General features: G+C 72.3%; 18 protein-coding genes and 1 pseudogene. 17 read left to right on the top strand and 2 right to left on the bottom strand.

The genetic code is table 11. The annotated features are described in order from the left end of the window. Window positions 1–21: 21 nt before the first annotated feature. From OO57_RS10480 to OO57_RS10415, 14 genes and pseudogenes are all read left to right on the top strand, one after another. On the top strand, window positions 22–384 hold the full coding sequence (locus OO57_RS10480) for a 5-carboxymethyl-2-hydroxymuconate Delta-isomerase (protein ID WP_033252079.1): 363 nt from the start codon (window positions 22–24) through the stop codon (window positions 382–384). Between the two features lie 19 nt (window positions 385–403). Continuing rightward, window positions 404–949 carry a membrane protein gene (locus OO57_RS10475; protein ID WP_033252078.1) on the top strand — a complete coding sequence of 182 codons (546 nt, stop codon included), beginning with the start codon at window positions 404–406 and terminating at the stop codon, window positions 947–949. A 146-nt stretch (window positions 950–1,095) separates the two neighbouring features. Beyond that, window positions 1,096–2,007 (top strand): pyridoxal 5'-phosphate synthase lyase subunit PdxS, encoded by a 912-nt coding sequence (gene pdxS, locus OO57_RS10470; RefSeq protein WP_033252077.1) that lies wholly within the window; start codon window positions 1,096–1,098, stop codon window positions 2,005–2,007. A gap of 99 nt (window positions 2,008–2,106) precedes the next feature. Further along, complete coding sequence (gene pdxT / locus OO57_RS10465; RefSeq protein ID WP_033252076.1) at window positions 2,107–2,718, top strand: pyridoxal 5'-phosphate synthase glutaminase subunit PdxT; 612 nt, start codon at window positions 2,107–2,109, stop codon at window positions 2,716–2,718. Window positions 2,719–2,844: 126 nt separating this feature from the next. Further along, the gene (locus OO57_RS10460) at window positions 2,845–3,600 is read left to right on the top strand and encodes a YebC/PmpR family DNA-binding transcriptional regulator (protein ID WP_033252075.1); all 756 of its coding nucleotides are present in this window, start codon (window positions 2,845–2,847) and stop codon (window positions 3,598–3,600) included. Between the two features lie 112 nt (window positions 3,601–3,712). Further along, the gene (gene ruvC / locus OO57_RS10455; RefSeq protein ID WP_033252074.1) at window positions 3,713–4,393 is read left to right on the top strand and encodes a crossover junction endodeoxyribonuclease RuvC; all 681 of its coding nucleotides are present in this window, start codon (window positions 3,713–3,715) and stop codon (window positions 4,391–4,393) included. Between the two features lie 56 nt (window positions 4,394–4,449). Beyond that, window positions 4,450–5,061 carry a Holliday junction branch migration protein RuvA gene (gene ruvA / locus OO57_RS10450; RefSeq protein ID WP_033252073.1) on the top strand — a complete coding sequence of 204 codons (612 nt, stop codon included), beginning with the start codon at window positions 4,450–4,452 and terminating at the stop codon, window positions 5,059–5,061. A 58-nt stretch (window positions 5,062–5,119) separates the two neighbouring features. Beyond that, window positions 5,120–6,217 carry a Holliday junction branch migration DNA helicase RuvB gene (ruvB, locus tag OO57_RS10445; RefSeq protein WP_033252072.1) on the top strand — a complete coding sequence of 366 codons (1,098 nt, stop codon included), beginning with the start codon at window positions 5,120–5,122 and terminating at the stop codon, window positions 6,215–6,217. A 215-nt stretch (window positions 6,218–6,432) separates the two neighbouring features. Next, window positions 6,433–6,825, top strand: coding sequence for a preprotein translocase subunit YajC (gene yajC / locus OO57_RS10440; RefSeq protein WP_051777099.1), 393 nt, complete (start codon window positions 6,433–6,435; stop codon window positions 6,823–6,825). Between the two features lie 148 nt (window positions 6,826–6,973). Continuing rightward, a complete protein-coding gene (gene secD, locus OO57_RS10435) occupies window positions 6,974–8,785 on the top strand; it encodes a protein translocase subunit SecD (RefSeq protein ID WP_033252071.1) in 1,812 nt (603 codons plus the stop codon). 3 nt (window positions 8,786–8,788) lie between these two features. After that, the gene (gene secF, locus OO57_RS10430) at window positions 8,789–9,910 is read left to right on the top strand and encodes a protein translocase subunit SecF (protein ID WP_033252070.1); all 1,122 of its coding nucleotides are present in this window, start codon (window positions 8,789–8,791) and stop codon (window positions 9,908–9,910) included. A 20-nt stretch (window positions 9,911–9,930) separates the two neighbouring features. Next, a complete protein-coding gene (locus OO57_RS10425; protein ID WP_033252069.1) occupies window positions 9,931–10,485 on the top strand; it encodes an adenine phosphoribosyltransferase in 555 nt (184 codons plus the stop codon). Between the two features lie 199 nt (window positions 10,486–10,684). Beyond that, a pseudogene (locus tag OO57_RS10420) lies at window positions 10,685–12,976 on the top strand (RelA/SpoT family protein); the annotation flags it as partial. Between the two features lie 115 nt (window positions 12,977–13,091). Continuing rightward, a complete protein-coding gene (locus OO57_RS10415; RefSeq protein ID WP_158715077.1) occupies window positions 13,092–13,919 on the top strand; it encodes a hypothetical protein in 828 nt (275 codons plus the stop codon). 73 nt (window positions 13,920–13,992) lie between these two features. On the opposite strand, the gene OO57_RS10410 is transcribed toward OO57_RS10415, so the two are convergent. Both OO57_RS10410 and OO57_RS10405 read right to left on the bottom strand, forming a co-directional pair. Further along, window positions 13,993–15,222 (bottom strand): DUF349 domain-containing protein, encoded by a 1,230-nt coding sequence (locus OO57_RS10410; protein ID WP_033252066.1) that lies wholly within the window; start codon window positions 15,220–15,222, stop codon window positions 13,993–13,995. Between the two features lie 207 nt (window positions 15,223–15,429). Beyond that, window positions 15,430–16,179 (bottom strand): peptidylprolyl isomerase, encoded by a 750-nt coding sequence (locus OO57_RS10405; protein ID WP_033252065.1) that lies wholly within the window; start codon window positions 16,177–16,179, stop codon window positions 15,430–15,432. A gap of 225 nt (window positions 16,180–16,404) precedes the next feature. Here OO57_RS10405 and OO57_RS10400 point away from each other — a divergent pair, with 225 nt between their 5' ends. From OO57_RS10400 to aspS, 3 genes are read left to right on the top strand one after another with little or no spacing between them, the layout of a single operon-like run. Next, on the top strand, window positions 16,405–17,112 hold the full coding sequence (locus OO57_RS10400; RefSeq protein WP_033252064.1) for an MBL fold metallo-hydrolase: 708 nt from the start codon (window positions 16,405–16,407) through the stop codon (window positions 17,110–17,112). Window positions 17,113–17,123: 11 nt separating this feature from the next. Then, window positions 17,124–18,395 carry a histidine--tRNA ligase gene (gene hisS / locus OO57_RS10395; RefSeq protein WP_033252063.1) on the top strand — a complete coding sequence of 424 codons (1,272 nt, stop codon included), beginning with the start codon at window positions 17,124–17,126 and terminating at the stop codon, window positions 18,393–18,395. Next, the gene (aspS, locus tag OO57_RS10390) at window positions 18,392–20,182 is read left to right on the top strand and encodes an aspartate--tRNA ligase (RefSeq protein WP_033252062.1); all 1,791 of its coding nucleotides are present in this window, start codon (window positions 18,392–18,394) and stop codon (window positions 20,180–20,182) included. Before hisS ends, aspS begins: the two co-directional genes overlap by 4 nt. Window positions 20,183–20,214 lie beyond the last annotated feature (32 nt).

Genomic DNA, 20,214 nt, shown 5'->3' with positions numbered 1-20,214 from the left:
CGTCCGGAGAGGGAGTTCCGCATGCCGCTGATCACCGTCGACTACACCGACCGGCTCGCCGGTTCCTTCGACCGGCGGGGCTTCGGCCTGGCCCTGAACCGGCTGACCGTGAAGCTGCTGGACGCCAAGCCGGCCGGCTGCAAGACCCGGTTCCGGCGCACCGAGGAGGCCGTGGTCGGGGCGGACGCCGAGACGTTCGCGCTGGTCGTGGTGGAGGTCGCGGTCTTCCCGGGCCGCAGCGCGGAGGCCAAGGCGGCGCTGGGCGAGGCGGTGCTGGAGGCGCTGCCCGGGTACCTGGGGGCGGGCGCCGGTCCGGTGCAGGCCGCCGTGCACGTCGCGGAGCTGGACCACCTCTCCTACCGCTCGGCGACCCTCGGCGGCTGAGCCGGTACCGTAGCGCCCCGTGGCTACCTGGATCTGGGCCGTTGCGGCCGTCGCACTGTTCGCCGTCTACCTGAGCTGGACGGCGGGCAGGCTGGACCGGCTGCACGCCCGGATCGACGCGGCGCGGGCCTCGCTGGACGCCCAGCTGCTGCGCCGCGCCTCGGTGGCGGTGGAGCTGGCGACCTCCTCGCTGCTGGACCCGGCGGCGTCGATCCTGCTGCTGGAGGCGGCGCACGCGGCCCGGCAGGCCGAGTCGGAGCAGCGCGAGGTGGCGGAGAGCGAGCTGAGCCTGGCGCTGCGGGCGGTGCTGGACGAGCCGGAGCAGGTCGGCGTGCTGCGGGCGGCGCCGGGCGGCGAGGAGGCGGTGCGCGACCTGGTCGAGGCGGTGCGCCGGGTGCCGATGGCGCGGCGGTTCCACAACGACGCGGTGCGGGCGGCGCGGGCGGTGCGCGAGCACCGGCTGGTGCGCTACTTCCGGCTGGCGGGGCGCGCGCCGTTCCCGATGGCCTTCGAGATGGACGACGAGCCCCCGGTGGCGCTCACGCCCGAGGGCGCGTCCGCGTAGGCTGGCGGCGTTTCCTGCCACCGCCGGGTTGCTGGCCTGATTGTCGTATGCCGGGGACAGCCCTGGACCATGTGGCGTATGGGTCGGAGTGCCTCCGGGCCTACGATAGATCGATAGCACCGGTTCATCCCTGAGTGAGGTCTTACGTGTCCACCACCCCCACTTCCGCCGAGCAGCCCCAGGTCGGCACCGCCCGGGTCAAGCGCGGCATGGCCGAGCAGCTCAAGGGCGGCGTGATCATGGACGTGGTCAACGCCGAGCAGGCGAAGATCGCCGAGGACGCCGGTGCGGTCGCGGTCATGGCCCTGGAGCGGGTTCCCGCCGACATCCGCAAGGACGGCGGCGTGGCCCGGATGTCCGACCCGAACATGATCGAGGAGATCATCGCCGCGGTCTCCATCCCGGTGATGGCCAAGTCCCGGATCGGCCACTTCGTCGAGGCCCAGGTCCTGCAGTCGCTCGGCGTCGACTACATCGACGAGTCCGAGGTCCTCACCCCGGCCGACGAGGTCAACCACTCCGACAAGTGGGCGTTCACCACCCCCTTCGTCTGCGGCGCCACCAACCTGGGCGAGGCCCTGCGCCGGATCGCCGAGGGCGCGGCCATGATCCGCTCCAAGGGCGAGGCCGGCACCGGCAACGTGGTGGAGGCCGTCCGCCACCTGCGCCAGATCAAGAACGAGATCGCCAAGCTGCGCGGCTTCGACAACAACGAGCTGTACGCCGCCGCCAAGGAGCTGCGCGCCCCGTACGAGCTGGTCCGCGAGGTCGCCGAGCTCGGCAAGCTGCCGGTCGTGCTGTTCTCCGCCGGTGGCGTGGCCACCCCGGCCGACGCCGCGCTGATGCGCCAGCTCGGCGCCGAGGGCGTGTTCGTCGGCTCCGGCATCTTCAAGTCGGGCGACCCGGCCAAGCGCGCCGCCGCCATCGTCAAGGCCACCACCTTCTACGACGACCCGAAGATCATCGCGGACGCCTCCCGCAACCTGGGCGAGGCCATGGTCGGCATCAACTGCGACACCCTCCCGGAGACCGAGCGCTACGCCAACCGCGGCTGGTAAGCGCCCCGCGCGTCCGGCCCGCCGTCCGGGTTCCCGGGGCGGCGGGCCGCTGCGTGGCGTCCGGGCCCTGTAGTTCGAGAACGAAGAGGTAGTGAGACCGTGAGCACCCCCACCATCGGCGTCCTGGCCCTGCAGGGCGACGTCCGCGAGCACCTGGTGGCGCTGGCCGCCGCCGACGCGCTGGCCCGTCCGGTGCGCCGCCCGGAGGAGCTGGCCGAGGTGGACGCCCTGGTGATGCCCGGCGGCGAGTCCACCACCATCTCCAAGCTGGCCGTGCTGTTCGGCCTGATGGACCCGCTGCGCGAGCGGGTCGCGGGCGGCATGCCGGTGTACGGCACCTGCGCGGGCATGATCCTGCTGGCGGACAAGATCCTGGACGGCCGGGACGACCAGGAGACCGTCGGCGGCATCGACATGACCGTCCGCCGCAACGCGTTCGGGCGGCAGAACGAGTCCTTCGAGACCGCGATCCCGTTCGTGGGCCTGGCCGGCGACCCGGTCACCGGCGTGTTCATCCGCGCCCCCTGGGTCGAGGCGGTCGGCGCGGGCGTCGAGGTGCTCGCCGAGGTCCCGGCCGCGGACGGCCCGGACGCCCGGATCGTCGCGGTCCGGCAGGGCAACCTGCTGGCCACCTCCTTCCACCCGGAGCTGACCGGCGACCACCGCGTCCACGAGTACTTCGTCCGGATGGTCGAGGCCGCCGGACGCTGAGTGCCGAGTGCCGGGCGCCGAGTGCGGAGCGCCCCGGGCGGCGCGGTGACCGTGTGCCACCCGGCGGTGCGGCACCGGTAGGATCTCCCCTGTTCATTTCCCATTGGCGACGAAAAGGAGCTGGCGATGTCCGGCCACTCTAAGTGGGCTACCACCAAGCACAAGAAGGCCGCGATCGACGCCAAGCGCGGCAAGCTCTTCGCCAAGATGATCAAGAACATCGAGGTGGCGGCCCGCACCGGCGGCGGCGACCCGGCCGGCAACCCGACCCTCTACGACGCCATCCAGAAGGCGAAGAAGAGCTCCGTCCCGATCGACAACATCAACCGGGCCGTCAAGCGCGGCTCCGGTGCGGAGGCCGGCGGCGCCGACTACTCGACGATCATGTACGAGGGCTACGGCCCCAACGGCGTGGCCGTCCTGATCGAGTGCCTCACCGACAACCGCAACCGCGCCGCCTCCGACGTGCGCGTCGCGATGACCCGCAACGGCGGCAACATGGCCGACCCGGGCTCGGTCTCCTACCTGTTCAACCGCAAGGGCGTCGTGATCGTCCCCAAGGCCGACGGCGTGGACGAGGACCGGATCCTGGACGTCGTGCTGGACGCCGGCGCCGAGGAGGTCAACGACCTCGGCGAGGCCTTCGAGGTGATGTCCGAGGCCACCGACATGGTCGCGGTCCGCACCGCCCTGGTCGACGCGGGCATCGACTACGACTCCGCCGACGCCAACTTCGTCCCCAGCATGCAGGTCGAGCTGGACGCCGACGGCGCCCGCAAGATCTTCAAGCTGATCGACGCGCTCGAGGACAGCGACGACGTGCAGAACGTCTTCGCCAACTTCGACGTCTCCGACGAGATCATGGCCGAACTGGACGCCTGATCCCGGTCGTTCCCCGCCCGGCGGCCCGCTGGTGGCCGCCGGGCGGAGGCGTGTCCGGAGCCGCCTGTCGGTGGCCGGGGGTAACCTGCGCAGGTCGGAGAGAGGCGGGGCCGTGCGAGTGCTGGGTGTGGACCCTGGGCTGACCAGGTGCGGCGTCGGGGTCGTCGAAGGGCTGCCCGGGCGGCAGCTGGCGATGCTCGGCGTCGGCGTGGTGCGTACGCCCGCGGAGGACGAGATCGGCCCGCGGCTGCTCGCCATCGAGCAGGGCCTGGAGTCCTGGCTCGACCGGTACTCGCCCGAACTCGTCGCCGTGGAGCGGGTGTTCGCCCAGCACAACGTCCGCACCGTGATGGGCACCGCGCAGGCCTCCGCCGTCGCCGTGCTGTGCGCGACCCGCCGCGGCATCCCCGTCACGCTGCACACCCCCAGCGAGGTCAAGGCCGCCGTCACCGGCTCCGGCCGCGCCGACAAGGCCCAGGTCACCGCCATGGTCACCCGCATCCTGCGGCTCGACGCCCCGCCCAGGCCCGCCGACGCGGCGGACGCCCTGGCCCTGGCCATCTGCCACATCTGGCGCGGTGGCACCACCAACCGCCTGACCGCGGCCATCAAGGCCCACGGCGCGGGCGGCAGTTCCTGGCACGGCAGCGCCGCCGGGCGGACCCGGGGGCGCGGGGAGCCGCGTGAAGCGGAAGACGCCGAGCGGGAAGATCCGCCCGAGCAGCGGGCAGCGGCTCCCCGGGCGGCCTACGGCAGGGTGCCGGGTCGCTCGCGCAGTTCCCCGCGCCCCTGACGGGGCGCGCACCGGCACAGCTCAACGTCCAACCACCGAAGGGAAAGAACGACGCCATGATCGCCTTTGTGCAGGGGCCGGTTGCGGTGGTGGGGGCCGGGGTGGCCGTGGTGGAGGTCGGCGGGGTGGGGATGGCCGTGCAGTGCACGCCGACCACGCTGGCGACGCTGCGGGTGGGGGAGGTGGCCCGGCTGGCGACCTCGCTGGTGGTCCGGGAGGACTCGCTGACGCTGTTCGGCTTCGTGGACGACGACGAGCGGGCGACGTTCGAGGTGCTGCAGGCCGCGCCCGGGGTCGGGCCGAAGCTGGCCCAGGCGATCCTGGGGGTGCACTCGCCGGAGGCGCTGCGGGTGGCGGTCGCGGGCGGGGACGAGAAGGCGCTGATCGCGGTGCCCGGCATCGGGAAGGCGAAGGCGGCGAAGCTGCTGCTGGAGTACAAGGACAAGCTCGGCGCCCCGCACGGCACCGTCCCGGCGCAGAAGCCGGTGGCGTCCGGCCCGGCGCCCTGGCACGAGCAGCTGCACTCCGCGCTGGTCGGCCTGGGCTACGCTCCGCGGGAGGCCGACGAGGCGGTGGCCCGGGTCGCGCCGGACGCCGAGGCGCAGTCCGTGCCGGACGTGGGCGCCCTGCTGCGGCTGGCCCTGCGCGGGCTGAACCGGGCCCGCTGAGCGGCGCCGAGGCAATGTGACGACAGGTCACCAAGTCGACATGGAGAGCGGTTTTCCGATGAGCCCGTACGAGTCCGACCCCGTTGACCGCCTGGTGACGGCGTCCGCCGACGGCGAGGACCAGGCGGTGGAGGCCGCGCTGCGGCCGAAGCTGCTGGAGGAGTTCATCGGGCAGGAGCGGGTGCGCGAGCAGCTCTCGCTGGTCCTGCAGGCGGCCCGCAAGCGCGGCGCCGCCCCGGACCACGTGCTGCTGAGCGGCCCGCCCGGGCTGGGCAAGACGACCCTGTCGATGATCATCGCGGCCGAGCTGAACGCCCCGATCCGGATCACCTCGGGCCCGGCGATCCAGCACGCGGGCGACCTGGCGGCGATCCTGTCCTCGCTGACCGAGGGCGAGGTGCTGTTCCTCGACGAGATCCACCGGATGTCCCGGCCCGCCGAGGAGATGCTCTACATGGCGATGGAGGACTTCCGGGTCGACGTGATCGTCGGCAAGGGCCCCGGCGCCACCGCGATCCCGCTGGAGCTGCCGCCGTTCACGCTGGTCGGCGCGACCACCCGGGCGGGCCTGCTGCCGCCGCCGCTGCGCGACCGGTTCGGGTTCACCGGCCACATGGAGTTCTACGCCCCGGCCGAGCTGGAGCGGGTGGTGCACCGCTCGGCGGGCCTGCTGGACGTGGAGATCGACCCGGCGGGCGCGGCCGAGATCGCCGGGCGCTCGCGCGGCACGCCGCGGATCGCCAACCGGCTGCTGCGCCGGGTGAGGGACTTCGCGCAGGTCCGGCACGACGGCCTGGTCACCCGGGAGATCGCCGCCCGGGCGCTGGAGGTCTACGAGGTCGACGCCCGCGGCCTGGACCGGCTGGACCGGGCGGTGCTGGGGGCGCTGCTGAAGCTGTTCGGCGGCGGCCCGGTGGGCCTGTCCACGCTGGCGGTGGCGGTGGGGGAGGAGGCCGAGACGGTCGAGGAGGTGGCTGAACCTTTCCTCGTCCGGGAGGGCCTGCTGGCGCGCACCCCGCGCGGGCGGATCGCCACCGCGGCGGCCTGGCAGCACCTGGGGCTGACCCCGCCGCAGTCGGCGCGGGCCCCGAAGGCGGCGCCCGGCGGAGGGCCGGGCGGGCAGCAGAACGGGCTGTGGGCCGAGGGCCAGGGATAACGCGGCCGCCCCGCCGGGAGTTCCGGGGATAACTCCGGCGCCTTACCGGGAGTTTATGTGCATGCCAAGGCTCGCCACTTTCGGCGGCACACTGGCATGCTTGGCGTTGTCCGTTCAGTGCGGGTCGCCTAGACTCCGCCGGACCGCCCCTCTCGCCCGACGGGCCGACGTACACGCACTGGCTGCCGGAAGGCGGCCCACAAAGGACCCTGGCTGTGTTCTCTTACATCATCCTTCTCCTCCCCCTGCTCGCCATCTTCATGATGATGCGCTCGCAGAAGAAGCGTCAGGCCCAGATGCAGAACATGCAGACCGCGCTGCAGCCGGGGTCGGGCGTGCGCACCATCGGCGGCATGTACGCGCTGGTGAAGGCGGTCAACGACGAGACGGTCGAGCTGGAGGTCGCCCCCGGCGTGGTGGCCCACTACACCAAGGGCGCGATCGCGGCCGTCCTGGAGCCGCTGGAGTACGACGCGATCATCAACGGCCGCCCGGCCGAGGACGAGGCCGTCGAGGACGCCGCGGCGGACGCCGACGCCGACGAGAAGCCGCTGAGCCTGTCCAAGGACGAGGCGAAGGTCGACGCCGAGGCTCCCGAGAGCAAGTAGTACGGTCGGGGCACCCTCGACCAGCGGCACCCGCCGCAAGCCCAACAGGACCTCTTGGGCCGTCGTGCGTCCGCCGCCTTCCGGCACCCGCCCAGCGCGGGGCCGGAGGCCGGCCGCCGGGCGGCATGGACAGGGAGAAACGAGCAAGGTGGCAACACCCAAGTCGCGGTCGCGCGACGGATACCCGGGACGGGCGCTGGCGCTCATCCTGGTGGTCACCGTCGGCCTTGTGGCCCTCATGTTCGGGACGGGCAACACCAAGCCGCGTCTCGGTATCGACCTCGCCGGTGGCACCAGCGTCACGCTGACCGCCAAGTCTGATGATCCTTCCGCGATCAACAAGACCAATCTGGACACCGCGGTCAGCATCATCCAGAAGCGCGTCAACGGCATGGGCGTCTCCGAGGCGGAGGTCCAGACCCAGGGCAATGCGAACATCATCGTCAACATTCCCGACGGTGGTAACACGCAGCAGTCCATCGACAAGGTCGGTGACACCGCCAAGCTCTACTTCCGTCCGGTGCTGGCCACCGAGCCGTCCGGTGCGGCCGCGCAGCAGCCCCAGCCGTCGGCCTCCGCCTCCGCGGGCGCCGAGGCCTCGGCCGCCCCGAGCGCGGGCGCCTCCGCGAGCGCGGGCAGCGGCGCCTCCGCCTCGGCCGGCGCCTCCTCCGCCGCGAGCGCCTCCGCCTCCGCCTCCGCCACCAAGGCCGGCCGCGCCCTCTCCGGCGCGCTGCAGGCCGACCCCTCGGCCTCCGCCTCCGCGAGCGGCTCCGCCGCGGCCCAGCCGAGCGCCTCCGCCGCCGCCTCGGCCCCCGCGGCCGACCCGAACGCCGCCGCCACCCCGGACGCCGAGACCCTCGCGCTGCAGCAGCAGTACGCCGCGCTGGACTGCACCAACGAGGCGCAGCGGCTGAACTACCAGAAGACCAACGACCCGACCGCCCCCGCGATCGCCTGCTCGTACGAGGCTGAGCAGGGCCTCTGGTACAAGTTCGTGCTCGGCGGCGTCGCGGTGAACGGCCAGGACGTCACCAAGGCGCAGGCCGTCTACGACACCCAGAGCGGCAAGGGCTGGATGGTCGACCTGTCGTTCAACGACACCGGCTCCAAGGCCTTCGCCGACACCACCGGCCAGCTGGCCACCCAGACCTCCCCGGCCAACCAGTTCGCGATCGTGCTGGACGGCCAGGTCGTCTCGCACCCGTACGTGTCCGAGTCGATCACCGGCGGCAGCGCCGTGATCAGCGGCACCTTCAGCTCGTCCGAGGCCAAGTCGCTGGCGAACGTGCTGAGCTACGGCGCGCTCCCGCTGGACTTCGTGAAGAGCGACGTCACCACCGTCTCCCCGCAGCTCGGCTCCGAGCAGCTGAAGGCCGGTCTGGTCGCCGGTCTGATCGGCATGGTCCTGGTGGTCGCGTACTCGCTGGTCTACTACCGCGGCCTGGGCCTGATCTCGATCGCCGGTCTGCTCGTCTCGGCGGTCCTGACCTGGTCGATCATGAGCCTGCTCGGCGCGGGCATCGGCTTCGCGCTGAACCTGCCCGCGGTCTGCGGCGCGATCGTCGCGATCGGCATCACCGCGGACTCCTTCATCGTGTACTTCGAGCGCATCCGGGACGAGGTGCGCGAGGGGGCCCAGCTGCGGGCCGCCGTGCAGCGCGCCTGGCCGCGGGCCCGGCGCACCATCCTGGTCTCCGACTTCGTGTCCTTCCTGTGCGCCGCGGTGCTGTACCTGGTGTCGGTCGGCAAGGTGCAGGGCTTCGCGTTCACGCTGGGCCTGACCACCCTGCTCGACGTCGTGGTGATCTTCCTGTTCACCAAGCCGCTGATCAGCCTGCTGGCCCGCACCAAGTTCTTCGCCAGCGGCCACCCGATGTCCGGCCTGGACCCGAAGCGGCTCGGCGCCCGTCCGCCGATCCGCGGCTCTCGCCGCCGCCCCACCACGACCCAGGAGGTCTGACCCATGTCGCTCCGCAACATCGGTCACCGCCTCTACCAGGGCGAGGTCTCCTTCGACTTCGTCGGCAAGCGGAAGATCTGGTACTCGATCTCGGCGGTGATCGTCCTGGTGGCGGCCGTCGGCCTGGCCATGGGCCTGCACCTGGGCATCGAGTTCAAGGGCGGCTCGGTCTACACCGTGCACAAGCCCGGCCTGTCGGCCTCGCAGGCGAAGGAGACCGCCGACAAGATCATCGGTTCGCACACCGCGCTGGTGCAGACCACGGACAAGGGTGACGTCCGGGTCCAGGTCAGCGCCCAGGAGTCGATCCCGGCGACCACCTTCACCAAGGAGTTCTCGCAGGCGATCGGCGTCCAGGAGCAGGACATCAACGCCCAGGTGATCGGCCCCTCCTGGGGCGAGGACATCTCCAAGAAGGCGCTGACCGGCCTGATCGTCTTCATGGTCCTGGTCACCGTCTACATGGCGATCGCCTTCGAGTGGCGGATGGCGGTGGCCGCCCTGGTCGCCCTGATCCACGACCTCCTGATCACCATCGGCGTCTACGCCCTGGTCGGCTTCGAGGTCACCCCGGGCACCGTGATCGGCTTCCTGACCATCCTCGGCTACTCGCTCTACGACACGGTCGTCGTCTTCGACACCGTGAAGGAGAACACCCGGGGCCTCACCAAGCAGAGCCGCCGCACCTACAGCGAGGCCGCCAACCACGGCCTCAACCAGACCCTGGTGCGCTCCATCAACACCACGGTCGTGGCGCTGCTGCCGGTCTCCGCGCTGCTGTTCATCGGCGGCGGCCTGCTTGGCGCGGGCACCCTGAACGACATCTCGCTGGCCCTGTTCATCGGCCTCGCGGCCGGTGCCTACTCCTCCATCTGCGTGGCCACCCCGCTGCTCGCGCAGCTCAAGGAGCAGGCCCCGGACATGAAGGCGCTGGCCAAGCGGGTCGCCCAGCGCCGGGCCTCCGAGGCCAAGGCCGCGGCCGAGGGCCGGGGCGGGGACGTCGACGGTGAGGAGCCCGACAGCGAGGAGGACGCCGGGGACGAGGTTCCGGCCGGTATGGTCGGACAGCGTAACCAGCCGACCAGCCGCACCCGGGGCAAGGGCCGGCCGTCCGGCAAGCGCTGACCCCCCGCGAAGGGACCCCCGTGACCTCCACCACCGACCCCACCCTGTCCGAGCTGCTCAACAGCCGGATCCGGGACGTGCAGGACTACCCGAAGCCGGGCGTCCTGTTCAAGGACATCGCCCCCCTGCTCGCCGACGCCGAGGCGTTCGGCGCGCTGACCCGGGCGCTGGCCGAGCGGGCCAGGGAGCTCGGCGCCACCAAGGTGGTCGGGCTGGAGGCGCGGGGGTTCGTCCTCGCCGCGCCCGCCGCGTTCGCCGCTGGCCTCGGGTTCGTCCCGATCCGCAAGAAGGGCAAGCTGCCCGGCGAGGTGTTCTCCCGCTCGTACGACCTGGAGTACGGGTCGGCGACGCTGGAGGTCCAGTGCGACGCGTTCGAGCCGGGCGAGAAGGTCCTGGTGGTGGACGACGTGCTGGCCACCGGCGGGACGATCGCCGCGTCGCTGGACCTCGTCCAGGAGGCCGGGGCCGAGCTGGTCGGCGTGGTCGTGCTGATGGAGCTCGGCTTCCTGCCGGGGCGCGCGAAGCTCGCCTCGCACCTGCGCGGTGCGCCGCTGGAGACGCTCGTCGTGGTGTGACGCCGCGCTGTCCGAAGGCCGCCCGGGAACGGAACCGTTCCCGGGCGCTCCCGTTCCCGGGCGGACCCCGGGGCGGGCGCGCCGCCGCGCGGGCGCGCGCTGTCGGTACGATGAAGGTTGATCCGACGTAGGAGTGTCCTTGCCCGACGAGGTTGTGCCCACGGCCGCTGCCGCCAGTTCCCGTCCCTCGCCGGGCGGGATGCGGGCTCGGCTCGCCCGGTTGGGCGGTCAGCGCAGTTCGATGGTCAACCCGGTGCTGGAGCCGCTGTTCCGGACGATCCGGGCCAACGACCCCAAGGCCGACCCGGGGCTGCTGAAGGACATCGAGCGGGCGTACGCCGTCGCGGAGAAGTGGCACCGCGGGCAGAAGCGCAAGAGCGGCGACCCGTACATCACCCACCCGCTGGCGGTGGCGACCATCCTGGCCGAGCTGGGGATGGACGCGCCGACGCTGATGGCGGGCCTGCTGCACGACACCGTGGAGGACACCGACTACGGCCTGGAGACGCTCCGGGCCGACTTCGGCGACGCGGTGGCGCTGCTGGTCGACGGCGTGACCAAGCTGGACCGGGTGAAGTTCGGCGAGGCCGCGCAGGCGGAGACCGTCCGCAAGATGGTCGTGGCGATGGCCAAGGACCCGCGGGTGCTGGTGATCAAGCTCGCCGACCGGCTGCACAACATGCGCACGATGCGCTACCTGAAGCGGGAGAAGCAGGAGAAGAAGGCCCGCGAGACGCTGGAGATCTACGCCCCGCTGGCGCACCGGCTGGGCATGAACACCATCAAGTGGGAGCTGGAGGACCTGGCCTTCGCCATCCTCTACCCCAAGATGTACGACGAGATCGTCCGGCTGGTGGCCGAGCGCGCCCCCAAGCGCGACGAGTACCTGGCCACCGTGATCGACCAGGTGCAGGGCGACCTGCGCGGCGCCCGGATCACCGGGCAGGTCACCGGCCGCCCCAAGCACTACTACTCGGTCTACCAGAAGATGATCGTCCGGGGCCGGGACTTCGCCGAGATCTACGACCTGGTGGGCATCCGGGTCCTGGTCGACACCGTCCGCGACTGCTACGCGGCGCTGGGCACCATCCACGCGCGGTGGAACCCGGTGCCGGGGCGGTTCAAGGACTACATCGCGATGCCCAAGTTCAACATGTACCAGTCGCTGCACACCACGGTGATCGGTCCCGGGGGCAAGCCCGTCGAGCTGCAGATCCGCACCTTCGACATGCACCGCCGGGCCGAGTACGGCATCGCCGCGCACTGGAAGTACAAGCAGCGCGCGGTGGCCGGGGCGTCCAAGGTGCGCACCGACACCCCCACCCACGGGCGGCAGCACGACAAGGCCGACGCGGTCAACGAGATGGCCTGGCTGCGGCAGCTGCTGGACTGGCAGAAGGAGACCGAGGACCCGAGCGAGTTCCTCGAGTCGCTGCGCTTCGACCTGTCCAGCAACGAGGTGTTCGTCTTCACCCCGAAGGGCGACGTGATAGCGCTGCCCGCGCAGGCCACCCCGGTGGACTTCGCGTTCGCGGTGCACACCGAGGTCGGCTGCCGGTGCATCGGCGCCCGGGTCAACGGCCGCCTGGTGCCGCTGGAGTCGACGCTGGAGAACGGCGACACCGTCGAGGTCTTCACCTCCAAGGCGGAGAACGCCGGCCCGTCCCGGGACTGGCTGAGCTTCGTCAAGTCGCCCCGGGCCCGCAACAAGATCCGCGCCTGGTTCTCCAAGGAGCGCCGCGAGGAGGCGATCGAGCAGGGCAAGGAGGCGATCGCCCGGGCGATGCGCAAGCAGGGCCTGCCGATCCAGCGGATCCTCACCGGGGACTCGCTGGTCACCCTGGCCCACGAGATGCGCTACCCGGACATCTCCTCGCTGTACGCGGCGATCGGCGAGGGCCACGTCGCCGCGCAGGCGATCGTGCAGAAGCTGGTCCAGGCGATGGGCGGCGAGGAGGGCGCGGTCGAGGACCTCGCCGAGACCGCCACCCCCTCGCACCAGCCGCGCGCGATGCGGCGCCGCGCCAAGGGCGACCCGGGCGTCATCGTCAAGGGCGTGGACGACGTGTGGGTGAAGCTGGCGCGCTGCTGCACGCCGGTGCCCGGCGACCCGATCGTCGGCTTCATCACCCGCGGCAACGGCGTCTCGGTGCACCGCGCGGACTGCGTCAACGTGGAGTCCCTCCAGCAGCAGCCCGAACGGATCATCGAGGTCGAGTGGGCGGCCACCCAGTCCTCGGTCTTCCTGGTCGCGATCCAGGTCGAGGCGCTGGACCGCTCCCGGCTGCTCTCGGACGTCACCCGGGTGCTCTCCGACCAGCACGTCAACATCCTGTCGGCGGCCGTCCAGACCTCCCGCGACCGGGTCGCGATGAGCCGGTTCACCTTCGAGATGGGCGACCCCAAGCACCTGGGCCACGTGCTCAAGGCGGTGCGCGGCGTCGAGGGCGTCTACGACGTCTACCGGGTCACCTCGGCCCGCAGCAAGTAGCCGCCCGCGGTCCCGCGCCGCCGCCGCTCCGGTCGCCGCCCGCCCCCGCCCCGCCGACACTGGCCGGGTGGGGGCGGACGGCTTTCCTGGAGGCACCGTGCACGGGATACGGGTGATGACGGCAGTGACCGGCGCGGCGCTCGCCGCGGCGCTGGCGGTCGGGTGCGGCAGCTCCGGCGGCCCGGACGGCGCCGGGAGCGCCGCGGGGAGCACCGCCGGCGGCCCGGCGGCGAGCGGCACCGGCAGCGCGGTCTCGGCCTCCGCGGCGGCCGCCACCCGTGACGGCGACAACGGGGTCGCGCAGCTGCCCGCCGACGAGGTGCTGCAGCGGGCGGCGCAGGCGCTCAAGGACGCGGGCGCGGTGCGGACGGTCGGCACGGTCAGCAGCCAGGGCGCCCGGATCGACCTGGACCTGCGGCTGGACACCTCGGGCCACTGCACCGGCACCCTCGGCCAGAGCGGCGTCGGCAGCTTCCAGGTGGTCAAGGCCGGGCCCGACCTGTGGGTCAAGCCGGACGAGGAGTTCTGGCTGAGCCACGGCGGCGAGGCGCTCTCCCAGCTGGTCGGCGACCGCTACCTGAAGACCACCAGCGACAACCCGGACTTCGCCGAGATCGGCGAGCTGTGCGACCTGGGCGCGCTCGCCGACCAGCTCGGCACCGGGAGGACCGGCCTGGCCAAGGGCGACCCGACCACCGTGCAGGGCCGCCCCGCCCTCACCCTGACTGCCGACTCCGACTCCGACTCCGGCACCGGCACCGGCCCCGGCACCCTGTACGTGGCCACCACCGGCTCGCCGGTGCCGCTGAAGCTGGCGAAGAGCACCGGGGCGGTCGAGTTCAGCGACTTCGGCACCCCGGTGCCCAGCGCCACCCCCGGCCCGGAGCAGAGCCTGGACCTGGACCAGCTGGAGTCGCCCGGGCCCTCCGCCAGCGTGGTGTGAGGCCGGCATGGTTGCCGGGAACGCACGAGGGCCCCCGTCCGGTGCGGACGGGGGCCCTCAGCGCGGGCGGGGTTCAGGAGGTGAACTCCTGCAGCGACTTCTGCGCCTGGTCGAGCAGTGCCCGGCGGCCCTCCAGCTCGGCCTCCAGCTTCGCGGCCCTGGACGCGTTGCCCGTGGCACGGGCCTTGTCCAGGTCGGCCTGCAGCTTGTCCACGGCGGCCTGCAGCAGCGCGGTCATGCCGGTGGCGCGGGCCCGGGCCTCCGGGTTGGAGCGCTGCCACTCGGCCTCCTCGGCCTCGCGGACGGCCCGCTCCACCGCGGCCAGCCGGCCGTCCAGCTTCGGACGGGCGTCGCGCGGGACGTGGCCGACGGCCTCCCAGCGCTCGGAGACGGAGCGCAGCGCGGCCTTGGCGGCCTTCAGGTCGGTGATCGGCAGGATCGCCTCAGCCTCGACCAGCAGGGCCTCCTTGGCCTTCTGGTTCTCGCCCTGCTCGGCGTCGCGCTCGGAGAAGGCGCCGGAGCGGGCCTGGAAGAAGACGTCCTGGGCGCCGCGGAAGCGGGCCCACAGCTCCTCCTCCGCGTCCCGCTGGGCGCGGCCGGCGGCCTTCCACTGGGTCATCAGGTCGCGGTAGGCGGCGGCGGTCGGCCCCCACTCGGTGGAGCCGGACAGCGCCTCGGCCTCGGCGACCAGCTTCTCCTTGACCGCGCGGGCGGACTCGCGCTCGGAGTCGAGGGCCGCGAAGTGCGCCTTGCGGTGCTTGGAGAACACCGAGCGGGCGTGCGAGAAGCGGTGCCACAGCTCGTCGTCGCTCTTGCGGTCCAGGCGCGGCAGCGCCTTCCAGTTGTCGACCAGGGCGCGCAGCCGGTCGCCGGCCTCCCGCCACTGGTTGGACTCGGCGAGCTGCTCGGCCTCGGCGACCAGCGCCTCCTTGGCGGCGCGGGTCTCCTCCTGGGCCTTGGCCCGGGCGGCCTTGCGCTCGCCCTGCCGGGTCTCGATCTCGCCGGCCAGGGTGTCCAGGCGGGCGGCGAGCGCGGCCAGGTCGCCGACCGCGTGCGCCTCGGCGACCTGCGCGCGCAGGTGCTCCAGCGCGGTCTGCGCCTCCTTGGCGGCCAGGTCGGTCTTGCGCACCCGGTGCTCCAGGAGGGCGGTCTCCGCCTCCAGGCCCTGGAACTTGCGCTCGAAGTAGGCGAGGGCCTCCTCGGGGGAGCCGGCCTGCCAGGAGCCGACCTGGCGTTCGCCGTCGGCCGTCCTCACGTAGACGTTCCCCTGCTCGTCGACACGGCCCCACGGGTCGCTGCTCACAGCGCCTCCTCCACATGACGCCACGCCCACGGGCAGGAGCGTCGTCCACAGTTGATGTGCGGCGGACCGATGGAGCCCGCCGTCCCGAGCCGTCGTTGGGTTGCGCCGAGGGTGACGGCCGACGGTCAGGGCACCCTATACAACAGCAACATAGGCGACCAGCGCCGGTGCTGTCCGCATCCGGCGCCGGTCGATTTTCGCGGCGGGTCAGCCCTTGGCGGCGGTGATGGTGGTGACGTTGACCGGGGTGGCGGGCGCGCCGTCGCCGCCGCCGCCCTGGACACCGGCGCCGGCGATCTTCTGCAGCACGTCCAGGCCGCCGGTGATCTTGCCGAACGGGGTGTAGCTCGGCGGCAGTTGGGTGTCCTTGTAGACCAGGAAGAACTGGCTGCCGTTGGTGTTCGCGCCGGAGTTGGCCATCGCCACGGTGCCCGCGGGGTACGTCGCGCCGGTCAGGTTCTCGTCGGCGAACGAGTAGCCGGGGCCGCCCGATCCGGTGCCGGTCGGGTCGCCGCACTGCAGGACGTAGATGCCCTCCGTGGTCAGGCGGTGGCACTTCGTGCCGTCCCAGAACTGCTGACCGGCCAGGAACACGAAGGAGTTGACGGTGTGCGGGGCCTTCGCCGCGTCCAGGGAGAAGGTGACCTTGCCCGCCGAGGTGTCCATCGTCGCGGTGTACGGGGCCGCGGTGTCGATCGACATCGCGGGCTCGGCGGCCCACTGCTTGCCGCCGGCGGACGGGGAGGGCGCCGCGGATGCGGCCTTGTCCTCCTTCTTGTCCGAGTCGAAGGCGCCGCTCGCCGCGGTGGCGACACCGGCGACCACCAGCACCGCCAGGACCGAGGCGACCACCGCGTTGCGCTTCTTGCGCTTGGTGGCGGCCTCGGCGCGGGCCTGCATCTGGCGCTCGTACTTGTCACGGGCGAGCTGCCGCCGCCGCTGTTCGCTGCTGACCACCGGACGTCTCTCCTGCCGGGCTGTGGGAAAGGGGACTTGCGTTTGTTGTGTGCGGATCATCGCACCCGCTGGCGGCCAAGTGTAAGGACCCCGCGCGTCAGTACGGGATCAGCCCGACATGAGAAACCGCTGAACGCACCGGACAACCGGTTCGCCCGCGGCCCCGTGGCGCCGGTAGGCTGCGGGGGAAAAGCAGACCGCCACCGCCATGGAACGTGAGGACTCGTGTTCGTCGCCGGATTCCCCGCCGGGGCCTGGGGCACCAACTGCTACCTGGTCGCACCCGCCGCCGGCGAGGAGTGCGTGATCGTCGACCCGGGCCACGAAGCGGCGAGCGGCGTCGAGGAGTTGATCCGCGAGCACCGGCTCAAGCCGGTCGCGGTGCTGCTCACCCACGGGCACATCGACCACGTCGCCTCGGTCGTCCCGGTCTGCGGCGCGCAGGGCGTCCCGGCCTGGATCCACCCCCGGGACCGCTACATGCTGGCCGACCCGGAGAAGGCCCTCGGCCGCTCGCTCGGACAGCAGCTGATGGGTTCGATCACCGTCGGCGAGCCGGACGACGTCCGCGAGTTGACCGACGGCAGCGTGCTGGAGCTCGCCGGGCTGCGGCTCACCGTCGACCACGCCCCGGGCCATACCGAGGGGTCGGTGACGTTCAGGACGCCCGCATCGGCAGAGGTTCCGCCGGTCCTGTTCTCGGGCGACCTGCTGTTCGCCGGCTCCATCGGGCGTACCGACCTCCCGGGCGGAGACAGCGCGGCGATCATGCGCTCGCTGGCCCGGGTGTGCCTGCCCCTCGACGACGCGACCGTGGTGCTCTCCGGCCACGGCTCCCAGACCACCATCGGCCGAGAGCGCGCCACCAACCCCTACCTCCAGCAGGCGGGCGGTGCGCAGGGCGCACCGGCCTTCCCGCGACGAGGAATGTGACGGAAGAGAAGTTGAGCACCTTCACCGCCCCCAAGGGCACCTACGACCTGCTCCCGACGGTCAACTCGGCCGCCTACCTGGCGGTCCGCGAGCGCCTCTCCGCGCCGCTGCGCCGGGCCGGCTACGGCTACGTCGAGACCCCGGTGTTCGAGGACGTCAAGCTGTTCTCCCGCGGCGTCGGCGAGTCCACCGACATCGTCACCAAGGAGATGTTCACCCTCGTCCAGCGCCCGGAGAGCAGCGAGTCGCTCGCGCTGCGCCCCGAGGGCACCGCCTCGGTGGTGCGCGCCGTGCTGGAGTCCAACCTGCACAAGCTCGGCAACCTGCCGGTCAAGCTCTGGTACTCCGGCAACTTCTACCGCTACGAGCGCCCGCAGAAGGGCCGCTACCGGCAGTTCTCGCAGGTCGGCGCCGAGGCGATCGGCGCCGAGGACCCGGCGCTGGACGCCGAGCTGATCATCCTGGCCGACGACGCCTTCCGCTCGCTCGGGCTGCGCGACTACCGCCTGCTGCTCAACTCGCTCGGCGACAAGCAGTGCCGCCCGGTCTACCGCGCCGCGCTGGTCGAGTTCCTGGCCGGCCTCGACCTGGACGAGGAGACCCGCCGCCGCGCGGAGATCAACCCGCTGCGCGTCCTGGACGACAAGCGCGAGGCCGTCCAGGCCCAGCTGGTGGACGCGCCCAAGCTGCGCGACCACCTCTGCGAGGAGTGCAAGGCGTACGACGAGAAGGTCCGCGAGCTGCTCACCGCCGCGGGCGTCGACTTCGTCGACGACCCCAAGCTGGTGCGCGGCCTGGACTACTACACCCGCACCACCTTCGAGTTCGTGCACGGCGGCCTGGGCGCGCAGTCCGCGATCGGCGGCGGCGGCCGCTACGACGGCCTGTCCGAGATGCTCGGCGGCCCGGCGCTGCCCTCGGTCGGCTGGGGCCTGGGCGTGGACCGCACCTTCCTCGCGCTGGAGGCCGAGGGCGTCGTCCTCGACCTGCCCGCCACCACCGAGGTGTACGCGGTGGCGCTCGGCGAGGAGGCCAAGAGCGTGCTGTTCGCCAAGGCCGTCGAGCTGCGCCGGGCCGGCGTCGCCACCGACCTGGCCTTCGGCGTGAAGAGCATCAAGAACGCCATGAAGTCCGCCAACCGGTCGGGTGCGCGCTACGCCCTGATCGCGGGCGACCGGGACCTCGCCGAGGGCGTGGTCCAGCTCAAGGACATGGAGTCCGGCGAGCAGACCCCCGTCGCCCTTGAGGCGCTCGTCACCACCCTGAAGGAGAAGCAGCTGTGATCCGCACGCACGACGCGGGCACGCTCCGCGCGGAGCACGCCGGCACCACCGTCACCCTGGCCGGCTGGGTGGCCCGCCGCCGCGACCACGGCGGCGTGGCCTTCATCGACCTGCGGGACGCCTCGGGCACCGTGCAGGTCGTGGTCCGCGACCTGGAGTCGGTGCACGGGCTGCGCTCCGAGTACTGCGTGAAGGTGGTCGGCGAGGTCCGGGTCCGTCCCGAGGGCAACGAGAACCCGGACATCCCGACCGGCTCGGTCGAGGTCGTCGTCGAGTCCATCGAGGTGCTGTCCGAGGCCGCGCCGCTGCCGTTCCAGGTCGCCGAGTACGAGCCCGGTTCGGTCAACGAGGAGGTGCGGCTGCGCTACCGCTACCTCGACCTGCGCCGCGAGGGCCCGGCCCGCGCGCTGCGGCTGCGCTCGAAGGTCAACCACATCATCCGCACGGTGATGGAGGAGAACGACTACCTCGACATCGAGACCCCGTACCTGACCCGCTCCACCCCCGAGGGCGCCCGCGACTTCCTCGTCCCGGTCCGCCTCCAGCCGGGCCACTGGTACGCGCTGCCGCAGTCCCCGCAGCTGTTCAAGCAGCTGCTGATGGTGGCCGGCATGGAGCGGTACTACCAGATCGCCCGCTGCTTCCGCGACGAGGACTTCCGCGCCGACCGTCAGCCGGAGTTCACCCAGCTCGACATCGAGGCGTCCTTCGTCGACCAGGAGGACGTCCTGGCCCTCGGCGAGAAGATCGTCGGCCGGATCTGGAAGGAGGTGCACGGGTACGAGATCCCCAACCCGCTGCCCCGCCTCTCCTACGCCGACGCCATGTCGCGCTACGGCTCCGACAAGCCGGACGTCCGCTTCGGGCAGGAGCTCACCGACCTCACCGAGTACTTCAAGGGCACCGAGTTCCGGGTCTTCCAGGCCCCGTACGTCGGCGCGGTCGTGATGCCCGGCGGCGCCTCGCAGCCCCGCAAGCAGCTCGACGCCTGGCAGGACTGGGCGAAGGCCCGCGGCGCCCGCGGCCTCGCGTACGTCCTGGTGGACGCCGAGACCGGCGAGCTGCGCGGCCCGGTGGCCAAGAACCTGTCCGAGGAGCACCTGTCCGGCCTGGCCGCCGCCGCGGGCGCCAAGCCCGGCGACGCGGTGTTCTTCGCCGCGGGCAAGAAGACCGCCTCGCAGGAGCTGCTGGGCGCCGCCCGCCTGGAGATCGGCCGCCGCTGCGAGCTGATCGACGAGTCCCAGTGGGCCTTCCTCTGGGTCGTGGACTTCCCGATGTTCGAGCCGATCGAGGACGACAAGGGCGAGTTCCAGGGCTGGCACGCCGTGCACCACCCCTTCACCGCGCCGACCGCCGAGTCGCTCGCCACCTTCGACACCGACCCGGGCAGCGCGCTCTCCAACGCGTACGACCTGGTGCTCAACGGCTCGGAGCTGGGCGGCGGTTCGATCCGCATCCACCAGCGCGAGGTGCAGAAGCGGGCGTTCGACGCGATCGGCCTGTCCGAGGAGGAGGCCGCCGCGCAGTTCGGCTTCCTGCTGGACGCCTTCAACTACGGCCCGCCGCCGCACGGCGGCATCGCGCTCGGCCTGGACCGCGTGGTCACCCTGCTGGGCGGCTACGACACCATCCGGGACGTCATCGCCTTCCCGAAGACCTCCACCGGCGGCGACCCGCTGACCGGCGCCCCCACCGCCATCACCCCGGCCCAGCGCCGCGAGGCGGGCGTGGACGCCCAGCCCAAGGCCAAGGAGAGCGCCAAGTCGGAGGCCGAGCCCACCGCCTGACGCCCCGTCAGGTGCCCCGTCGCAGTCTGACG

Source organism: Kitasatospora phosalacinea, from assembly GCF_000717185.1.
GTDB classification, from domain to species: domain Bacteria; phylum Actinomycetota; class Actinomycetes; order Streptomycetales; family Streptomycetaceae; genus Kitasatospora; species Kitasatospora phosalacinea_A.
The sequence above is the reverse complement of the archived record's forward strand: the minus strand, read 5'-3'. Positions and strand labels throughout refer to the sequence as shown.

What these genes read in the sequence shown, in the direction of transcription:
- OO57_RS10480 (WP_033252079.1), top strand. Translation starts at nt 22, where the DNA reads ATGCCGCTGATCACCGTCGACTACACCGACCGGCTCGCCGGTTCCTTC.
- OO57_RS10460 (WP_033252075.1), top strand. Translation starts at nt 2,845, where the DNA reads ATGTCCGGCCACTCTAAGTGGGCTACCACCAAGCACAAGAAGGCCGCG.
- ruvA (WP_033252073.1), top strand. Translation starts at nt 4,450, where the DNA reads ATGATCGCCTTTGTGCAGGGGCCGGTTGCGGTGGTGGGGGCCGGGGTG.
- ruvB (WP_033252072.1), top strand. Translation starts at nt 5,120, where the DNA reads ATGAGCCCGTACGAGTCCGACCCCGTTGACCGCCTGGTGACGGCGTCC.
- secF (WP_033252070.1), top strand. Translation starts at nt 8,789, where the DNA reads ATGTCGCTCCGCAACATCGGTCACCGCCTCTACCAGGGCGAGGTCTCC.
- OO57_RS10415 (WP_158715077.1), top strand. Translation starts at nt 13,092, where the DNA reads ATGACGGCAGTGACCGGCGCGGCGCTCGCCGCGGCGCTGGCGGTCGGG.